Raw genomic sequence first — 16151 nt, 5'->3', positions numbered from 1 at the left:
AGTACCCGTCAGTAGCCCTGGTAGGCGCCCCCGCGGGCCATCGACTTCAGGCCCGGGTGGCCTTCGAAGCCGCCGTAGCGGTCGAAGATGTAGCGCACGCCTGCGATGATGTTGTCCACCGGGTTCCAGATGTCGTCGTGGCCCGGCAGCTTGTACCGCTGGAACGTCGGGTCGATGCATTGCATCAAGCCCTTGGACGGCGTGCCGCGCTCCCAGTTCGAGTCCCACTTGTTGATCGCGTGCGGGTTGCCGCCGGACTCCTTCTGGATGATCGTCCAGATCTCGTCGATGTGCTCCTCGGTCACCGGGACGCCGTGCTCCTGCAGGATCTTGATGGCCTCCCGGATCCACGCCTCGACGTTGCCCGGCGGCGGCCCGCTGGTCGGCGGCGGGCCGGACGGACCGTAGCCGCCACCCCCTCCGCCGCCACCGCCGGAGTAGCCACCGCCTCCTCCGCCACCGCCGGAGTAGGCGCCGGAATAGCCACCGGAGCCGTTGCCGCCCAGGTCCGGCCCGCTCTTGGTCGGGTGCTTCACCGGCTCGGAGGAGCTGGGGCTGGTCCCGGACTCGCCCGGCTTGCCGACGCTGGTGTAACCGCCGTCGATGTCGTCCAGCGTCTTCATCGCGTCGGCGATCGCCGAATCCGCCTCGTCCAGCTTGCGCTGGATGTCCTCGGCCGCGTCCTGGGCGACCTTCTCGTTCTTCTTGACGGTGTCGGCCTGGATCTGTGCGTCGGGGACGTACGGGCCGGGCACCAAGCCCTTCTCGTACGGGTCGTTGAGCCGCATGGCTTTCTCGGCCTCGGCGTTGTTCTTCTGGATCTGCTTCTCCGCGTTCTCGCGGATCTGCTTCACCTGCTTCTTGGTGTTCTCCAGCACGTCGGCCAGCGCGTCGAGCGCCTTGGCCGCCTTCTCCAGCTTGCCGTTGACTTTGGCGCCCGCCGAGCTCAGCTTGGTCAGGTGGCCGATCAGCGCGTCCGCATCGGACCCCTTCTGCCACGCCTCGCGCAGCTCACCGGCCAGGCGTTTGAACGCGCTGCTCTGGTCGTCCGCGCTGTCGGCGGCCGTGGACAGCTTGGCCTCGATCGCGCGCACCGCGCCGGGGTCGGCCGTGGCGATCTTCGCTTCCCGCTCGGTCACCTCGCCCCAGTTGGGCGGCATTCCCAGTCCCATGTGCTCCTTGTCCCCCCACCGTCACTCGGGCTGCCTGCCGCGGAAGGTGCGCGCGCCCTCTTCCTCGTCGGCGTCCATCCGCCCGGCGATCTTGGCCAGTGACGCGCCGGTGCTGCTCGCCTGCTCGGCACCGGCGTCGAACTCCTTCCGCGCGCCGGAGACGAACTTCTTCAGCGCTGCCGAGATGGCGCCCGAGCTGGGCAGCTCTCCGAACATGCTGTCGCCGCCGAGCCCGTCCAGGCCGGTGCCCGCCTGCTTGATCTTCGGGCTCAGCTGGCTGACCTTCTTCCCGACGGCGCGGATCTCGTCTGGGTTGTACGCCCGGTCCGTCACGGATCGACCCCTCTCGACGCCTGCCCTGCAGCCTGGGACGAGGCTGACCCGGCAGTGGTTCCGGGACCAACTGTAGGAACTGGCCACTGTGGCCCGGCTCAGCTTGCGCGGATTTCACCCATGGTGCGAACGCGCTTGTCACACCTGCTCGAGCAGCTCCCACACCCGCTGCGCAAGCAGCGCGTTGTCGGCCGGGGTGACCGTGCACCACTCCACGCCGTCCGGGTTGCGCTCGACCTGCATCAGATACCGTCCGGCATCGGTGTCGTGGAACGCCACCACGTACTCGCACCGCCGGGTCACACCGTCCGGGGTGCGCCGCTGCGCGCCCCACTGGCCGCGCGCTTGCTGGCCGAGCAGCATGCCGGCGAGTTCCTGCGCGGTGTACAGCGGAACTCCGCGGTCCTGGAGCGCGGTGACCAGCGCGTGTGCGTCACCGCGGGCGATGCCGGCCGCTTCGATCAGGACGTCGTGCGGAATCGACACGGTCTGGCCGACACCGGGCCCGAGTTCCCCGATGACCGAGACGGCCGACTCCGCCAGCGTCGACGGCTGCGCGGGCACCAGCCACACCTCGTCACCGTCCACCACGCCGAGCACGGCGTAGTTCCCGCTGCACGCGGCCAGGCCGGAGACGCGCTGCTCCGGCGCCCACACCCAGACGTCGATGCTGATCTCCGGGGCGGCCAGCAAGCCCATCACGTCCAGCAGGTCGTTGTCGGCTCGCCTGCCGTTGGCCAGCCCGCGCTCGGCCAGTGACATCCACGCCTTCTCCACGATCTCGGCGCGTTCCGCGTAGGTGGCACCGGGGCTGGGGGTTTCCAGCGCGACGTGCCGGGTGCCGAGCCGCTCTTCCTCCCACAGCACGTCGAACTCGACGGTGGAGAGCACCACCGCCTGCTCGCTCACCGGGTCTCTCCCCGCTCGTCCCCGATCACCTCGGGGGCGACCAGCCGCTGGTCGGCGAACAGGTCGACGTCGTCGACTCCGTGCGTGCGGACCCGGGTCTGTTCGGTGACACGGGGCGGCATCGCGGCCTGCTCCAGGTAGCGCGGCTGGTCGGCGGCCTGCTCCGGCTCCACCTTCTCCACCGCTCGCGCTTCGTCCTCACCCGGGGTTTCCCCGGCGTCGAAGTCGTACAGCTGCCTGCCGTCGACCACCGTGTGCTTGCCGAGCTGTTGCGCGCGGCGCTGCTTGTCCTCTTCCGTACCTGCCGCGCCGACCGCGCCACCGGCCGCCAGCGCGGCCGCACCGCTCGCGGCGGCACCCGCAGCGGCCGGTGACACCCCCGACGGGGTGCCGCCCACGTAGGTGGTGGCGCTACCAGGGGCGGCCTGCCCGCCGAACGGCGTGACGCCGGAGATCCTGCCGCCTGCCAGCTTGTCCGGAGGCGGCGCGGCGCCCGGTCCGCGGCCGCCCGGCCCCTCCGGCGGCTGGTTCGACCCGTGCTGGCTGCCTCCGGGACCCCGTCCGGCGAAGCCTTCCGGGCCGGGCACGAAGCGGCCACCGCTCGCCGCACCCCCGCCCGGCCTGCCACCGGTTCCCGCGGCGATCCCGCCCGCCGAGCCACCACCCGGTTGCTGCGCGCCGCCGCGCGGCGCAGGGCCGGAGCCCTTCCCGCCGGGTTGCTCGCCGGTGTTCGCGCCCGGCCCGGTGCTCGTTCCGCCCCGTCCGGCTCCGCCCGTGGAGCCGCCGGAACCACCGGACCCGCCGGTACCACCGGACCCGCCTGATGCCCCGGGAACACCATGCCCACCCGGGGGCACGGTCTGGGCGGGCCTGCTGCCGGTGGACTGCCCACCGGGCACGGGCACGGCGCCCACCGCGCCGATCACGGTGCTGCCGTGGCCGCTGCTCGGCGCCGTCGCCCCGGCCTGCGACGGCGAGGTGCCAGCCGGCACGTCCGTCGCGGGCGCGCTGGCGTGCGGGCTCGTGCCACTGTCGTGCGAGGACCGCCGGTCGGTGACCGGAGGTGGCGGTGCCGGAGCGCCGTCCGGGACGGTGCCGGGTCCGACCGTGCCGCGGCCGCCGTTGGCCCAGCCCGCCGCACCCGGCGCGCCCGCGGGACCCGCACTGGCCGGGATCTGCGTCTCGGCCCCGGGCGGGACACTGACGCTCGCCAAGGTCGTCGTCGCCGTACCGCCCACACTGCCCACTGGCGGGCGCGGGCCGGTGCCGTCGTCCAGGTGCAGCTGCTGCGGCTCGTCCAGCGGCCGAATGCCCTCCAGTTCGTTCGCGGCGGTGAGCTGGAACTCCTTGATCGCGTCCACCGTCTGATCCCGCGCGGCCTTCGCCGACCGCACCCGTGCCGCATGGTCGGTCTCGTGCCCGATCAGGCCGGCCAGCACGTCACCGAGGTTCAGGCCCTCTTCCCCGGCCCGCAGCGTCTCCGGATCCGGCAGCTTGTTGACCATGCTGGTGAACGCTTCGCTGATGACGAACGCGGCCTGCGCACTGTCGTTCAGCTTCTTCGTGGCGTCGGCGGCGAAGTCCACGTCCTTGGTGAACACGGCGGCGACTTGCTCGCCCGCGGCGCTCTGCCACGAGGCGCCGATCTTGCGCAAGCCCTCCCGCAGCGCCTCGTCGACCGCGCCGAGCGCGGTGGCCACCGACTTGAGCGCGTCGACCGCTTCCGCGATGGTTCCGGAGCCGGGGCCCTGCTTGAACAGCTCCACTTCGATGGCGAGCATCCCGAGGGTGTAGCCCTCGAAGCGGTGGCCGGTGATCTTGAGGATCTTCTCCGCGTCCATCCCCTCTTACCCCTTCTCGCGTAGCGCGGCGACCGCCGCGGCGGCTGCCTGCTCGGCGATCTCGCATGCTTGCGGGTGCTCGGCGTCCGGTTCCTCGGACCGCTCTTCGGAGGACTGTGTGCTCGGGTAGGCGCTGACCCGGACATGCAACGACTGGCTCTCCGCGACGCCGACGGCCACATCGCACTCGCCGGGCGCCTGCTCACTCGGCGTCATGCGCACGGCGGGGAACCCGTCGATCACCCTTTGCTGCACCGCCGCCGCTCCCGGGCGGGCCGTGCGGCCGGAGATCCAGGTCTCCACGCCGGCGTCGGGGTAAGCCGTGACCAGCACGTCGTACATCGGTTGCTCGCTCTGCTGGTGCAGCGTGCAGGTACGCATGCCGTCGGCCGTGCCTGCTCGCGGGTCACGGTCGATGGACAGGCCGCGCAACGCCGACTTGGAGAACAACGTGCAGGGATCCACCGTGTCGAGCGGGAGCTCGGCGGGGCGGCCGGGCAATTGCGCCTCCGCCGGTGGTCCGGCGCCCTCGCTGGGCTCGGACAGCGGGGATCCGGTGCCTTCCGTCGGCGTGCACGCCACTGCTGCGCACGCCAAGGCTGCCAGCGCGGCGGCGCGCGCCGGCAACGACCCGGGCACGGTGAAGCGTGCTGCGCGTTGCCTAGTCGGCACGTCGTTCACCAAACGCCGCGGCGATCTCGTCGTCGTCGAGCTGGTACCGCTCGGCCGCTTCCCGCAGCTGCTTCTGCAGCTGACGCAGCTCGGCGAGGTACTGCTTGACCCGCGCCAGATACGACTCGTCCCCGTCGACGATCACGCTGTTCCAGGCGTCCGCGACGGCTTTGCTCACCGCGTTCTCCGATGGCGGGCCGACGCGCATCAGCGGGCCGTGCCGCAGCAGGGCGTCGCTCAGTGCGTCCGCCTGCTCGACGACGAGCTTGGCCGCCTCGAGGATCTGCTGGGGCTCGACCGTGATACGCACCCCGGCGGCTACGTCGACGGCTACCGAGCGAGCGTCGTTGCCGATACCGGAACCGGCGTCACCGGTGGTGTCCGGCGGGCCGGTCTCCGAGCCCGTCGCGCCGCCTGCCGAGCTCGTCGCTCCCCCCGCTGAGCTGACCATTGCTGCTCGCACCCCCGTGCTCACGGTCCGTGTCAGTAGTCGCTTCTGGGCAGGCTACCAACTCGGGGAAGCTCAGCGGTCCGGTTTCGCCGGGAACTATCCGTTTGCCGCGGCCTGTGCCTGGTCGCCACCGGGGACGGTGACCTCGCCGCGGGCCGCAGCAAGCGCGATGTCGGTGCGGTGGTGGCCGCCGGGCAGATGCACCGAACGTAGCAGCTGGTACGCGTTTGTCCTGGCGGCTTCCAGGTCCTCCCCGGTGCCCACCACCGACAGGACCCGGCCACCGGAGGACCGCACCGACCCGTCCTCGGCACGACGGGTGCCCGCGTGCAGCACGCCCGGGGCGTCCGCGCCGGTGATCACGTCGTCCACGCGGGGACGGCCCGGGTAGCCCTCGGCGGCCAGCACGACGGTGACGGCCGCTCCCGGTGCCCACTGCAACGGGGGCTGCTCTGCCAGCTTCCCGGTGGCCGTGGCGTGCAGCAACGTCGCCAGCGGGGACTCCAGCAGCGCGAGCACGGCCTGCGTTTCCGGGTCGCCGAACCGGCAGTTGAACTCGACCACGTGCGGCCCGTCGGCGGTCAGCGCCAGCCCGGCGTACAGCAGGCCGGTGAACGGGGTGCCGCGGTTGGCGAGCTCGTCGACCGTGGGCTGGACGATGCGCGCCACGATGTCGTCGACCAGCCCGTCCGGTGCCCACGGCAGCGGCGCGTAGGCGCCCATGCCGCCGGTGTTCGGCCCGGTGTCGCCGTCGCCGACCCGCTTGAAGTCCTGCGCGGGCAGCAGCGGACGCACCGTGGTGCCGTCGACCAGGCAGAACAGCGAGGCTTCCGGGCCGTCCAGGTAGGACTCCAGCACCACACGATGCCCGCCGTCGAGCAGCGTGACCGCGTACGCACGGGCTTTGGCCAGATCGTCGGTGACGACCACGCCCTTGCCTGCGGCCAGCCCGTCGTCCTTGACCACCCAGATGGGGCCGAACCGGTCGAGCGCGGCGTCGATGTGCGCGGGGTTGTCGACGACTTCGCTGTGGGCGGTCGGAACGCCCGCGGCGCGCATGACCTCCTTGGCGAAGGCCTTCGAGCCCTCGATGCGGGCGGCTGCGGCGCTGGGCCCGAAGCATGCGATGCCGGCCGCGCGCACCGCGTCGGCGACGCCGTTGACCAGCGGTGCTTCCGGGCCGATGACCACCAGGTCGGCCCGCCATTCCCTGGCAAGTGCGGTCACCGCTGCGGGATCGGTGGCATCCACCGGGAGCTGTTCGGAGATCGCGGCGGTCCCGGCGTTGCCCGGCGCACATGCCAGAGCGGTGACGGCGGGATCGTGCGATGCGGCCAACACCAACGCGTGTTCGCGGGCTCCGGAGCCGATTACCAATACGCGCACGACGTGCAGCGTAGCGGGCGACGGGCCGGTCCCTGGCGTGGGCATGGTTACCGGCCGGTATGCCCCGTGTCACGATCGGCCCAGGTCAGAACGGTTGTCGTGGTTCACTGGTTGGCGATGTCTACTTCACAGCGAAGGACCGGACCAGCCATCGGGCTCGCCGTCGTGGCGGGGATCGCAGGCGTGCTGACCGCGTGTGGCGCGGCGGAACAGCCGGATGGTGCGCGGACCGCGGCCGACTCCGGAGAAGCCGCCGCGGCCGCCGATCCTGTCAAACAGGTCCAGAACAAGACAGTCGACAGTAAGCAGCGCGACCGGGAGAAGGTCGTGCGCGTCATCGACGACTTCCATCGGGCGGTGGACCGCGGCGACGGCAAGCGGGCGTGCGCCCTGCTGACCAGCACGCTGCGGGACGTCTACGCGATGAACCCCGGAGCGTCGAACTGTGCCGAAGGCGTGGAGTACACGCACGAGCAGCTGAACGGCGCCAAGATGTCCGCACTGAAGGTGGCGCCGGAAGACGTGCGGGTCAAAGGCCGCGAAGCCATCGTCAGCCACAAACTGATCGCCAAGCGCAACCACACCAAGGCCTCGGCCACCGACTCCTACAACCTGGTCCGCAGCGGCGGCACCTGGAAGATCGACTACGTCGGCTGAGCACCTGCCCGCACCCGGCACGGGACCACGACAAGGACGACGACAAGACGAGGGCCCCTTGGCCGTCCGGGTCGTGCCGGATGCCAAGGGGCCTCGTCGTGCGAGGACCGTACCGGGCTCGAGGCCGCCGGTCAGCGTCCGCGTGGTTTGCCGATGCTGCCGTGCGGGTTGTAGACGGCCACCACCGCAGGCCGCGGCTGTGACGACCCGCCGTCCGGCCAGTGCGACGCGGGGTTGTCCGCGCTGTGGCCGTCCACCTCACCGGGATGTTGCACCGAGACCAGCACGAAATCCTTGGTGATCACCGGACCGCAGGTCTCCGCTCCCGGCGGCACGGTCAGGAACTGCTTGACGTGCCCGCGCTCCTTGCCTTCCAGCGGCACGGCGAACAGGCCGTCGTTGCTGCCCAGCGCGTTGCCGTCGGTGGTGACCCACAGGTTCCCGTAGCTGTCGAACGCCACGTTGTCCGGGCAGGAGATCGGGCTGACCTGCGACTTGTCGTAGCCGGCGAAGTAGGTGCTCGGATCGTTCGGGTCGCCGCAGACCAGCAGCAGCCGCCAGGTGAACGTGGTGGAGGTGTTGTCGTTGCGGTCCTCCATCAGCTCGAGCACCTGGCCGTGCTTGTTTTTCACCCGCGGGTTGACTTCGTCGGGGCCCGCCTTGCCCTCGGCGCCCCGCTCGGAGTTGTTGGTCAGCGCGGCGTAGACCCGGCGCGTCTTGAGATTCGGCTCGACGTCCTCGGGACGGTCCATCTTGGTCGCGCCGACGGCGTCCGCCGCCATGCGCGTGAACACGTAGACCTCATCGGCGGTGAACCCCGGTACGTACGACTTGTCGTTGTGCGCCAGCAGGATCCACTCGCCGGTGCCGTCGAACTCGCCGTCGGAGGGCAGCTTGCCGCTGCCGTCGATCTCCTCGGCCGGGCTGTCCCCGCGGAACTTGGCCACGTAGAGCTTGCCGGAGTCGAGCAACCGCTTGTTGTGTTCGCGCGCCCGCTTGCTCATGCCCGGCTTCATCCGGCCGTCGGAGACGAACTTGTACAGGTACTCGAACCGTTCGTCGTCGCCCATGTAGGCGACCACCCGCCGGTCCGGGGTGACGATGAGGTTGGCGCCCTCGTGCTTGAACCGGCCCAGCGCGGTGTGCTTGATCGGCGTCGAGTCCGGCTCCAGCGGGTCGATCTCCACGATGTAGCCGAACCGGTTGGGCTCGTTCGGCTCCTTGGTCAGGTCGAACCGCTCGTCGTACCGCTCCCACTTGCGGTGGCTGGCGCCGGTGTTGATGCCGTATCGCGCGTACCGTTCCCTGGTCTTGTCGTCGGGGGCCTGGTCGGCGTAGGCGAAGTACTGGTGGATGTTCTCCTCGCCGGACAGGATCGTGCCCCACGGCGTGTGACCGCCGGAGCAGTTGTTCATGGTGCCGAACACCGTGGTGCCGCTCGGGTCGGCGTTGGTCCGCAGGTACTTCGACCCGCGGGCCGGTCCCTGGACGGTGAACGGCGTGTGCAGCGTGACGCGCCGGTTGTACTTGCGGGCCTTCGGCGACGACACCGGAGCCTGCCGCAGCGCGCCGGTGCGCTTGTCGGTCTCGAGCAGCACGACGGACATGCCGTGCGCCGCCCAGCCGATCTTGACCTGCTCCTCGGTGGGGTTCTCCGGGTCGTACCCGGTGAACATGAACTCCTCGGTGGTGTACTCGTGGTTGTTGACCATCAGCCACCGGTGCGGGTCACCGGGCAGCGGCACCAGCGTGCAGTAGTCGCAGTTGAAGCCGAACTGCTTGACCTGCGCGGCGGCCGTCTGGTTGTCGAAGTCGAACTCCGGCGCGCCCGCCAGCACCGGGTCGCCCCAGCGGATCACCACGTGCTGGCGGTACCCCTTCGGCACCACCACTTCGTCAAGGGTGTTCGGCTCCACCGGTTCGAAGTCGGTGCCGGGGGCGGGCCTGCCGGGCTTTCCCGGCTTGCCGGGACGGTGCCGGTCGGCGGGTGCGGCGGCCGCGGTGCCGGACAGCAGCGCCGCCCCGGTGCCCGCGGCCGCGACCACCGCGCCGGAGCGCAGCGCGCCACGCCTGGACAGCACCTTGGTCAGCACCTCACCGAAGTACTCGTTGTCCGTGGTGTTCGGCGCCGGGTGAAAGCACTGGTCACCGCACCGGTAGGTGCAGGTCACCCGCTGCCTGCCGAGCGGGTACCTGGTCAGCAGGGGCAGTAGGCGTCGCTGAGATGGGGTGGACATCCGGGCCTCCCTTGGCAGGTCGGACGGGAACGACGTGACGCTATGCGTTGACCGTATGGTCCAGACCACCTTTTGGTGAATTTCGCGCGAACAGTCTGCTCGACCGGCGAATTTCCGGCAACCGGCATTCGAATGACAATTTCGTCCGCTTGTTCACCGCCGGGAGTGGCACGCGAGCGTCCGGGAGGGCCGGCGCGGCGGAGTGAGGAGGTGGGGTGAGAAAAGACAGCGGGCAGGCCGCGCGGGGTACGCCGGCCTGCCCGCTGGGCAAGGGAGTCACTTGTGATTCACGGCAGCGACGGGACCGAGGGAATGCCCGGGGTGCTCGGCGCTACCGGGAGCGCCGGGCTGACCGGCTGCACGGGAATCCAGTCGGCCGGGGCGGCGGCGGCCGTCCCGGCGCCGAAGGCTCCGGCCAGGGCGAGTGCGGCCGCGCCGGTCAGCACGACGCGGGCGGCCTCGCCGACGATCATCTTCTTGCTGCGGTTGGTGTTCACCTAGTGCGCCATGCCACTGACACGGTGTGATCATGTGAACAGTTCACCGGGGATGGCAGGAGTGCGTGAAAGATCACAGCAACCAAGCAGCGGGCAGGGCGCGAGGTCGTCGCGGCCTGCCCGCTGGGCAAGGAATCAGTTCCGTATCACGGCAGTGGCCGGACCCAGTGCTCGCCGGTGGGCGGCAGCACCGGGCTGGCCGGGTAGTCCGGGCAGGCCGGGTGCTGGGGCCGGATGTCGGCGGCCGCCGTCCCGGCCCCGAGGGCGCCTGCCAGGGTCAGCGCGGCCGCGCCGGCCAGTACCACCCGGGCGATCGCCTTGCCGATGTGCTTGCTGGGGCGAGGGTTCATTTTTCGTGTCATGACCATCACACGCGGTGGCGGGCATGAACGGATCACCGGACGAGAAGGCAGAGCGCAAGAAAAGAACATCGCCGGTCGAAAAGGAACCGCCCGGCGTGCGCGGGGGCACACGCCGGGCGGCCAGGGTGACGAACTGTCACCGCTCGATCTCGCCGCGGATGAACTTCTCCACGGCCTCGCGAGCCTCGTCGTCGCTGTACTGCACCGGCGGCGACTTCATGAAGTAGGAGGACGCGGACAGGATCGGCCCGCCGATGCCGCGGTCCTTGGCGATCTTGGCGGCACGGATGGCGTCGATGATGATGCCCGCCGAGTTCGGCGAGTCCCACACCTCGAGCTTGTACTCCAGGTTCAGCGGCACGTCACCGAAGGCACGGCCCTCCAGCCGGACGTAGGCCCACTTGCGGTCGTCCAGCCACGGCACGTAGTCGGACGGACCGATGTGCACGTCCGCCTTGGCCATCTCGTGCGGGATCTGCGAGGTGACCGACTGCGTCTTGGAGATCTTCTTCGACTGCAACCGGGACCTCTCCAGCATGTTCATGAAGTCCATGTTGCCGCCGAAGTTCAGCTGGTAGGTGCGCTGCAGCTCGACGCCGCGATCCTCGAACAGCTTGGCCAGCACCCGGTGGGTGATGGTGGCGCCCACCTGCGACTTGATGTCGTCACCCACGATCGGCACGCCCGCGTCGGTGAACTTCTGCGCCCACTCCGGGTCGGAGGCGATGAACACCGGCAGCGCGTTGACGAACGCCACCCCGGCGTCGAGGGCGCACTGGGCGTAGTAGCGGTCCGCGTCCTCCGAGCCCACCGGCAGGTAGGAGACCAGCACGTCCGCCTCGGTCTCGCGCAGCACCTTGACCACGTCCACCGGTTCCTCGTCGGACTCGGTGATGGTGTCCCGGTAGTACTGGCCAAGGCCGTCGAGCGTGTGACCGCGCTGCACCTGCACGTCCAGCGGCGGCACGTCGGTGATCTTGATGGTGTTGTTCTCGCTGGCGACGATGGCTTCCGCCAAGTCGCGGCCCACCTTCTTCGCATCGACGTCGAACGCCGCAACGAACTCGACGTCGCCGACGTGGTAGCCACCAAAGTCCACGTGCATCAGGCCCGGGACACGGGTCTCCGGGTCCGCATCGCGGTAGTAGTGCACGCCCTGCACCAAGGACGCGGCACAGTTGCCAACGCCCACGATTGCCACGCGCACACTTCGGTTCTTGCCCATGCCGGTATCTCCTTAGTGCTATCGGGTGAGCGAATGGAATTCGGAGCGAGCCGGGTCAGTCGCTGTCGCGCTGCTCGGCTTGCTCGTGCGCTATCAGCTCGTTGAGCCAGCGCACCTCTCGTTCCGTGCTCTCCAGGCCGAGCCGGTGCAATTCCCGGGTGTATCGATCTATTCGCTCCTCGGCGCGACTGAGCGCGGCTCGTAACCCTTCGCGCCGTTCCTCGACCCGGCGACGCCGACCTTCGAGGATCCGCATACGCACGTCGCGCGGCGTACGCGAGAAAAACGCCAGGTGAACGCCGAACCCTTCGTCTTCCCAGGTCTGCGGGCCGGCATCGGCCACCAGGTCGGCAAAGCGCTCCTTGCCTTCCGCGGTGAGCTTGTACACCCGGCGCGCTCGGCGCCCCCACGCCCGACCGTCCTTGTCGGGCGGATCGTCCTCCTCGACGATCCAGCCGGCCTTCTGCATCCGGCGCAGCGTGGGGTAGAGCGAGCCGTAGGAGAAGGTGCGGAACGTGCCCAGGGTCTCGTGCAGCCGCTTGCGCAGCACGTACCCGTGCATCGGTGCCTCGTGCAACAGCCCGAGGATCGCGAACTCGAGCACGAGCACCTCCCCGACGAACTCAACGCCGCGACGATCGATACGGACGTCTCGGCCGGATATGCCAGGCCAGTATATCGGTCCGATACATCGAGTGCCACCATCGAACGTGTGAACTGGGCAAACGGCGCGATCGAGGGTGCAGTACGAGGTTGGGGCTGTGACCGGACGGAGACTGTCTTCTACGCTGGGCACAACCGCCCGAAATGAGGAGGACGGTGCGAAACCAGCGTCAGATCGTCGACTACGGGCTGCAGCGATTGGCCGTGCTGCGGCGCTATCGCGCTGGGTTCCTGACCCGCGAGGACGTCTGCGACGCCGGCCCGTACCTGCGGCAGGCGGCGCGCTTCCACGGCGAGCCGGCCGAGCACGACTGCCCGGTGTGCGGCAAATCGCAGCTGGCGCTGGTGGCCTGGGTGTATGGTGACGAGCTTGGAATGGCGTCCGGTTCGGCCCGGAACTCGGCCGAACTCGAGCGAATGGCGAACCTCTTCGCCGAGTTCACCGTCTACGTGGTGGAGGTGTGCCACGCGTGCGGGTGGAACCATTTGGCCATGTCTTACGTTCTGGGCACGGGCGAGCCCGGAACCGGCGCGCCCAGGTCCCGTCCCCGATCACGAAAGTCTGCCGCCCCGTGACACTGTCCACCCGCTCCGCGCAGGGTTGGCTCACCCGCGTTGACGTCTGCGCCCGGGAGGTCGAGCTGTGAGCGACCATCGCCGCCCTGAGTGGCCTTCCTCCAGGCAGCCCCGATGGCCGGTCGCCGACCGGGATCCGCAGTGGCCGTCGTCCGGCGACCCGGCACGGCAGCGGCCCCAGCCACGGCAATCGGGCGCCCCGGGCGGCCGTCGCCCGGCGACCGGCCAGCCCCGCCACCAGCAGCCGGTACAGCGGCGTGCCGCGCAGCCCCCGGCAGGCGGCGCCGGTCAGCCGGACCCCCGCCGTACGCCGGGCCGCGACGCGCAGCGCGGCCGCACCGCGCGTGACCCGGGTACGGCCCGCCGAGCCGCGCCGGGTGCGGGCGCCGCGGGCCAGCCGGGCGCAGGCCGGGCAGGAGCCGTCCGCGATCCTCGGGCTGCACGGCGGCCGCGTGCGGGAGAGCCGAGCGCGCCGCGGCAGGAGCGGCCGCGTGACCCGAACGCGATGCGGCGCAGGCCGCCGCGCCGTGACGACGCCACGCGCAAGCCACAAGGAGCGCCCGCGCGGCAAGCAGGTCCCGCTGCCGCAGGGGCTGCCGCCGGTGCCGCGGCCGGTTACGCCGCCGCGTCCCGCAGGCCGTCGCCTGCTCATCCGGACGGTCCCACCGAGACGCTGCTGCCGATCGACGAGGCGGACTACCGGATCGCCCCGTCCAGGGAGCCGGAACTGCTCACCCACCGCTATCACGACAGCGGTTTCGAGCAGCACGATCCGGCGGGCGAGGACAGAATCAACGCCATGGTCGCCGAGTCCGCCGGTGCAGAGCCGGACGCCGACGACGCCGACGAGGGTGACGGCAAGCCGCAGCTGACCCGCAAGCAGCGCAGGCGGCGGTTGATCAAAAGGCTCGCGTTCGGCTTCGTCGGCGTGTTCGTCGTGGTGCCCATCGTGGCGTTCGCCATCACCTATTTCCTGGTGGACATCCCGAAGCCGGCGGAGATCATCGCCGCGCAGTCGAAGACGGTCAACTACTACTTCTCCGACGGCACCACGTTGCTGGGCCGCGACTCGCAGGACGGCAACCGGGTCATCCTCAAGCCGGAGCAGATCCCGGAAGTGGTGAAGAAGGCCGTCTACGCCGCGGAGGACGAGACGTTCGAGACCAACTCGGGTTTCGACATCATGGGCATCCTGCGCGCCGTGCGTAACCAGCTGACCGGCGGTGTCGGCGGCGGGTCGACGATCACCCAGCAGTACATCAAGCAGGCCACCGGGTACGACGACTACTCGCTGACCCGGAAATGGACGGAGCTCGTCAAGGCCTTCAAGATGAGCAACGAGCTCTCCAAGTCCGAGATCATCACCGCCTACCTGAACACGATCTACTTCGGGCGCGGTGCGTACGGCGTCCAGGCGGCCGCCCAGGCCTACTTCGGCAAGGACGTGGACAAGCTCAATCCGTCCCAGGCCGCGTACCTGGCGGGCATCATCCAGGCGCCCAGCCGGGGCGACAACCGGGAGTACGCCGAGCGGCGGTGGAACTACGTCATCGGCCAGATGAAGGAGAACGGCTGGCTGACGCCGGAGCAGGCGGCCGAGGCCGAGTTCCCGAAGATCGTCTCCGGCGAGCGGCGGATCAAGGGCTTCACTGGCCCGCGGTTCTTCATCAAGGAGCGCATCCGACAGGAGCTGAACGCGCTCGGCTTCACCGAGGACAAGGTTCGGCTCGAGGGCTACAAGATCTACACCACGATCAACAAGCGCGCGCAGGCGCTGGCCGAGCAGACCGTGCGCGAGGTGATGAAGGACCAGCCGAAGAACCTGCGCGAAGCGCTGGTGGCCATCGACCCGAACACAGGCGGGGTGAAGGCCTACTACGGCGGTGAGAACGACAAGTCCGACCAGGTGGACTGGGCCAACACGCCGCGCAACCCCGGGTCGGCGATCAAGCCGTTCGACTTCGTTCCGCTGCTGAAGCAGGGCAAGGGCCCCTACGCCGCCTACGACGGCAGCTCGCCGCGGACCTTCCCCGGCGTCGGGGTGGAGATCCGCAACTCCGAGAACGTGCAGTGCCCGATGCCGTGCACGGTCAAGGAGGCGATGGAGAGGTCGATCAACACGGTCTTCTACGACATCGTCGTCAACGAGGTGAAGCCGTCCGGGGTGGTCCAGGCGCTCAAGGAAGCCGGGGTGCAGAACACCTCGAAGCTGAGCGAGACGTCGGTCAACATCGCCATCGGCGGTGGGGACAACATGATCAGCCCGAAGGACATGGCGGCCGCGTACGCGACGTTCGCCGCGCAGGGGATCCAGCGCGACGCGCACTTCGTCTCGAAGATCACCACGCCGGACGGCGAAGTGGTGTACCAGGCGCACGACAAGTCCAAGGGCAAGCCCGCGTTCGACCCGAACGAGGAGAAGAGCAAGCAGATCGCGGGCAACGTCACCATGACGCTGGAGCCGGTGCTGTCCTACTCCGGCCTGGAGTGTGCCAACGGCCGGGCGTGCGCGGGCAAGACCGGCACCCACGAGGCCAGGGAGCCGTACTCGGACCAGAACTCGCAGGCGTGGATGGTCGGCTACTCGCGCCAGCTGTCCACCGCGGTGTGGGTCGGTGACTCGGCGCTGAACCCGATCAAGAACAAGGACGGCAGGATCATCTACGGGCGGGGCCTGCCCGGCGAGATCTGGCAGAAGTTCATGGACGCCTACCACGAGAAGCTGGAGAACCTGCCGTTCGACGAGGTCGAGGTGATCGGCGAGGCGGCGCCTCCTCCTCCGGAGCCGGAGAACACGCCGGACGAGGAGGAAGAGGAAGAGCCGGAGCAGGAGAAGCCGGAGCACAGCCGTCCGGAGCGGCCGAGGCCGCCGCAGGGGCCGCCGTCGCAGCAGGAGCCTCCGCCCTCCAGCCCGGAGCCCTCGCCGACGGATCCCACGGTGCCGTGCCCGCCGTTCTGCCAGCCGGACGACCCGCCGCCGCCCGGTGGGGACAACCCCGAATCCGAGCGGGGACTGAACGCCGCGTGACGCCGGTGTTGCCGGGACGTTGACGGCAGGTCGATCCCGCAGGCTTTAGGGTGCGGGAGTGCGCGAGGAGTCGGGGCTCGGCAGCAAGCGGAGGCAGCGTGCCCGCGCCAGGGCGGCGGGCTTACCGCCGGAACGACCACGT

15 protein-coding genes are annotated in these 16151 nt (G+C 70.0%); 3 read left to right on the top strand and 12 right to left on the bottom strand.

The annotated features are described in order from the left end of the window. Nucleotides 1–8 precede the first annotated feature (8 nt). The 7 genes from YWY_RS0107310 to purD all read right to left on the bottom strand — a co-directional run bounded on the left by YWY_RS0107310 (nt 9) and on the right by purD (nt 6764). Nucleotides 9–1172, bottom strand: a complete 1164-nt coding sequence (locus YWY_RS0107310; protein WP_028847073.1) for a lytic transglycosylase domain-containing protein — start codon at nt 1170–1172, stop codon at nt 9–11. 21 nt (nt 1173–1193) lie between these two features. After that, complete coding sequence (locus tag YWY_RS0107305) at nt 1194–1505, bottom strand: hypothetical protein (protein WP_028847072.1); 312 nt, start codon at nt 1503–1505, stop codon at nt 1194–1196. Between the two features lie 138 nt (nt 1506–1643). Then, nucleotides 1644–2414 carry an ESX secretion-associated protein EspG gene (locus YWY_RS0107300; RefSeq protein WP_038044682.1) on the bottom strand — a complete coding sequence of 257 codons (771 nt, stop codon included), beginning with the start codon at nt 2412–2414 and terminating at the stop codon, nt 1644–1646. Beyond that, nucleotides 2411–4255: a PPE domain-containing protein gene (locus YWY_RS23140; protein WP_028847070.1), complete on the bottom strand. Its 1845-nt coding sequence runs from the start codon at nt 4253–4255 to the stop codon at nt 2411–2413. The genes YWY_RS0107300 and YWY_RS23140 overlap by 4 nt, the downstream gene beginning before the upstream one ends. A gap of 6 nt (nt 4256–4261) precedes the next feature. Beyond that, nucleotides 4262–4894 carry a DUF3558 domain-containing protein gene (locus YWY_RS0107290; protein ID WP_028847069.1) on the bottom strand — a complete coding sequence of 211 codons (633 nt, stop codon included), beginning with the start codon at nt 4892–4894 and terminating at the stop codon, nt 4262–4264. Nucleotides 4895–4916: 22 nt separating this feature from the next. After that, nucleotides 4917–5378 (bottom strand): PE domain-containing protein, encoded by a 462-nt coding sequence (locus tag YWY_RS0107285; RefSeq protein ID WP_051309990.1) that lies wholly within the window; start codon nt 5376–5378, stop codon nt 4917–4919. A 96-nt stretch (nt 5379–5474) separates the two neighbouring features. Further along, complete coding sequence (purD, locus tag YWY_RS20770) at nt 5475–6764, bottom strand: phosphoribosylamine--glycine ligase (RefSeq protein WP_038044680.1); 1290 nt, start codon at nt 6762–6764, stop codon at nt 5475–5477. 117 nt (nt 6765–6881) lie between these two features. On the opposite strand from purD, the gene YWY_RS0107275 reads away from it, so the two are divergent. Beyond that, nucleotides 6882–7421 carry a hypothetical protein gene (locus YWY_RS0107275; protein WP_156899135.1) on the top strand — a complete coding sequence of 180 codons (540 nt, stop codon included), beginning with the start codon at nt 6882–6884 and terminating at the stop codon, nt 7419–7421. A gap of 131 nt (nt 7422–7552) precedes the next feature. Here YWY_RS0107275 and YWY_RS0107270 read toward each other — a convergent pair whose 3' ends face one another. The 5 genes from YWY_RS0107270 to YWY_RS0107250 all read right to left on the bottom strand — a co-directional run bounded on the left by YWY_RS0107270 (nt 7553) and on the right by YWY_RS0107250 (nt 12346). Beyond that, entirely contained in the window at nt 7553–9658 is a 2106-nt protein-coding gene (locus YWY_RS0107270) for a PhoX family protein (RefSeq protein ID WP_028847066.1), read from the bottom strand. Between the two features lie 287 nt (nt 9659–9945). Continuing rightward, nucleotides 9946–10155 carry a hypothetical protein gene (locus YWY_RS0107265; RefSeq protein ID WP_028847065.1) on the bottom strand — a complete coding sequence of 70 codons (210 nt, stop codon included), beginning with the start codon at nt 10153–10155 and terminating at the stop codon, nt 9946–9948. A gap of 146 nt (nt 10156–10301) precedes the next feature. Next, nucleotides 10302–10505, bottom strand: a complete 204-nt coding sequence (locus YWY_RS0107260; protein ID WP_028847064.1) for a hypothetical protein — start codon at nt 10503–10505, stop codon at nt 10302–10304. Nucleotides 10506–10653: 148 nt separating this feature from the next. Continuing rightward, nucleotides 10654–11742, bottom strand: a complete 1089-nt coding sequence (locus YWY_RS0107255) for an inositol-3-phosphate synthase (protein ID WP_028847063.1) — start codon at nt 11740–11742, stop codon at nt 10654–10656. A gap of 55 nt (nt 11743–11797) precedes the next feature. Beyond that, nucleotides 11798–12346: a PadR family transcriptional regulator gene (locus YWY_RS0107250; protein WP_028847062.1), complete on the bottom strand. Its 549-nt coding sequence runs from the start codon at nt 12344–12346 to the stop codon at nt 11798–11800. A 215-nt stretch (nt 12347–12561) separates the two neighbouring features. Between YWY_RS0107250 and YWY_RS0107245 the strand changes: the two genes are divergently transcribed. Continuing rightward, nucleotides 12562–12981, top strand: coding sequence for a DUF5318 family protein (locus YWY_RS0107245; RefSeq protein ID WP_028847061.1), 420 nt, complete (start codon nt 12562–12564; stop codon nt 12979–12981). Nucleotides 12982–13486: 505 nt separating this feature from the next. Next, nucleotides 13487–16009, top strand: a complete 2523-nt coding sequence (locus YWY_RS20765; RefSeq protein WP_051309987.1) for a transglycosylase domain-containing protein — start codon at nt 13487–13489, stop codon at nt 16007–16009. The last annotated feature ends 142 nt before the right edge of the window (nt 16010–16151 follow it).

This window comes from Thermocrispum agreste DSM 44070, from assembly GCF_000427905.1.
Lineage (GTDB): Bacteria > Actinomycetota > Actinomycetes > Mycobacteriales > Pseudonocardiaceae > Thermocrispum > Thermocrispum agreste.
Note: the sequence above shows the minus strand (reverse complement) of the source record. Positions and strands in the feature narration are given on the sequence as shown.

Coding starts and splice junctions, on each gene's coding strand:
- YWY_RS0107310 (WP_028847073.1), bottom strand. CDS start 1,172: ATGGGACTGGGAATGCCGCCCAACTGGGGCGAGGTGACCGAGCGGGAA.
- YWY_RS0107270 (WP_028847066.1), bottom strand. CDS start 9,658: ATGTCCACCCCATCTCAGCGACGCCTACTGCCCCTGCTGACCAGGTAC.
- YWY_RS20765 (WP_051309987.1), top strand. CDS start 13,487: ATGCGGCGCAGGCCGCCGCGCCGTGACGACGCCACGCGCAAGCCACAA.
- YWY_RS0107255 (WP_028847063.1), bottom strand. CDS start 11,742: ATGGGCAAGAACCGAAGTGTGCGCGTGGCAATCGTGGGCGTTGGCAAC.
- YWY_RS23140 (WP_028847070.1), bottom strand. CDS start 4,255: ATGGACGCGGAGAAGATCCTCAAGATCACCGGCCACCGCTTCGAGGGC.
- YWY_RS0107260 (WP_028847064.1), bottom strand. CDS start 10,505: ATGAACCCTCGCCCCAGCAAGCACATCGGCAAGGCGATCGCCCGGGTG.
- YWY_RS0107285 (WP_051309990.1), bottom strand. CDS start 5,378: ATGGTCAGCTCAGCGGGGGGAGCGACGAGCTCGGCAGGCGGCGCGACG.
- YWY_RS0107275 (WP_156899135.1), top strand. CDS start 6,882: ATGTCTACTTCACAGCGAAGGACCGGACCAGCCATCGGGCTCGCCGTC.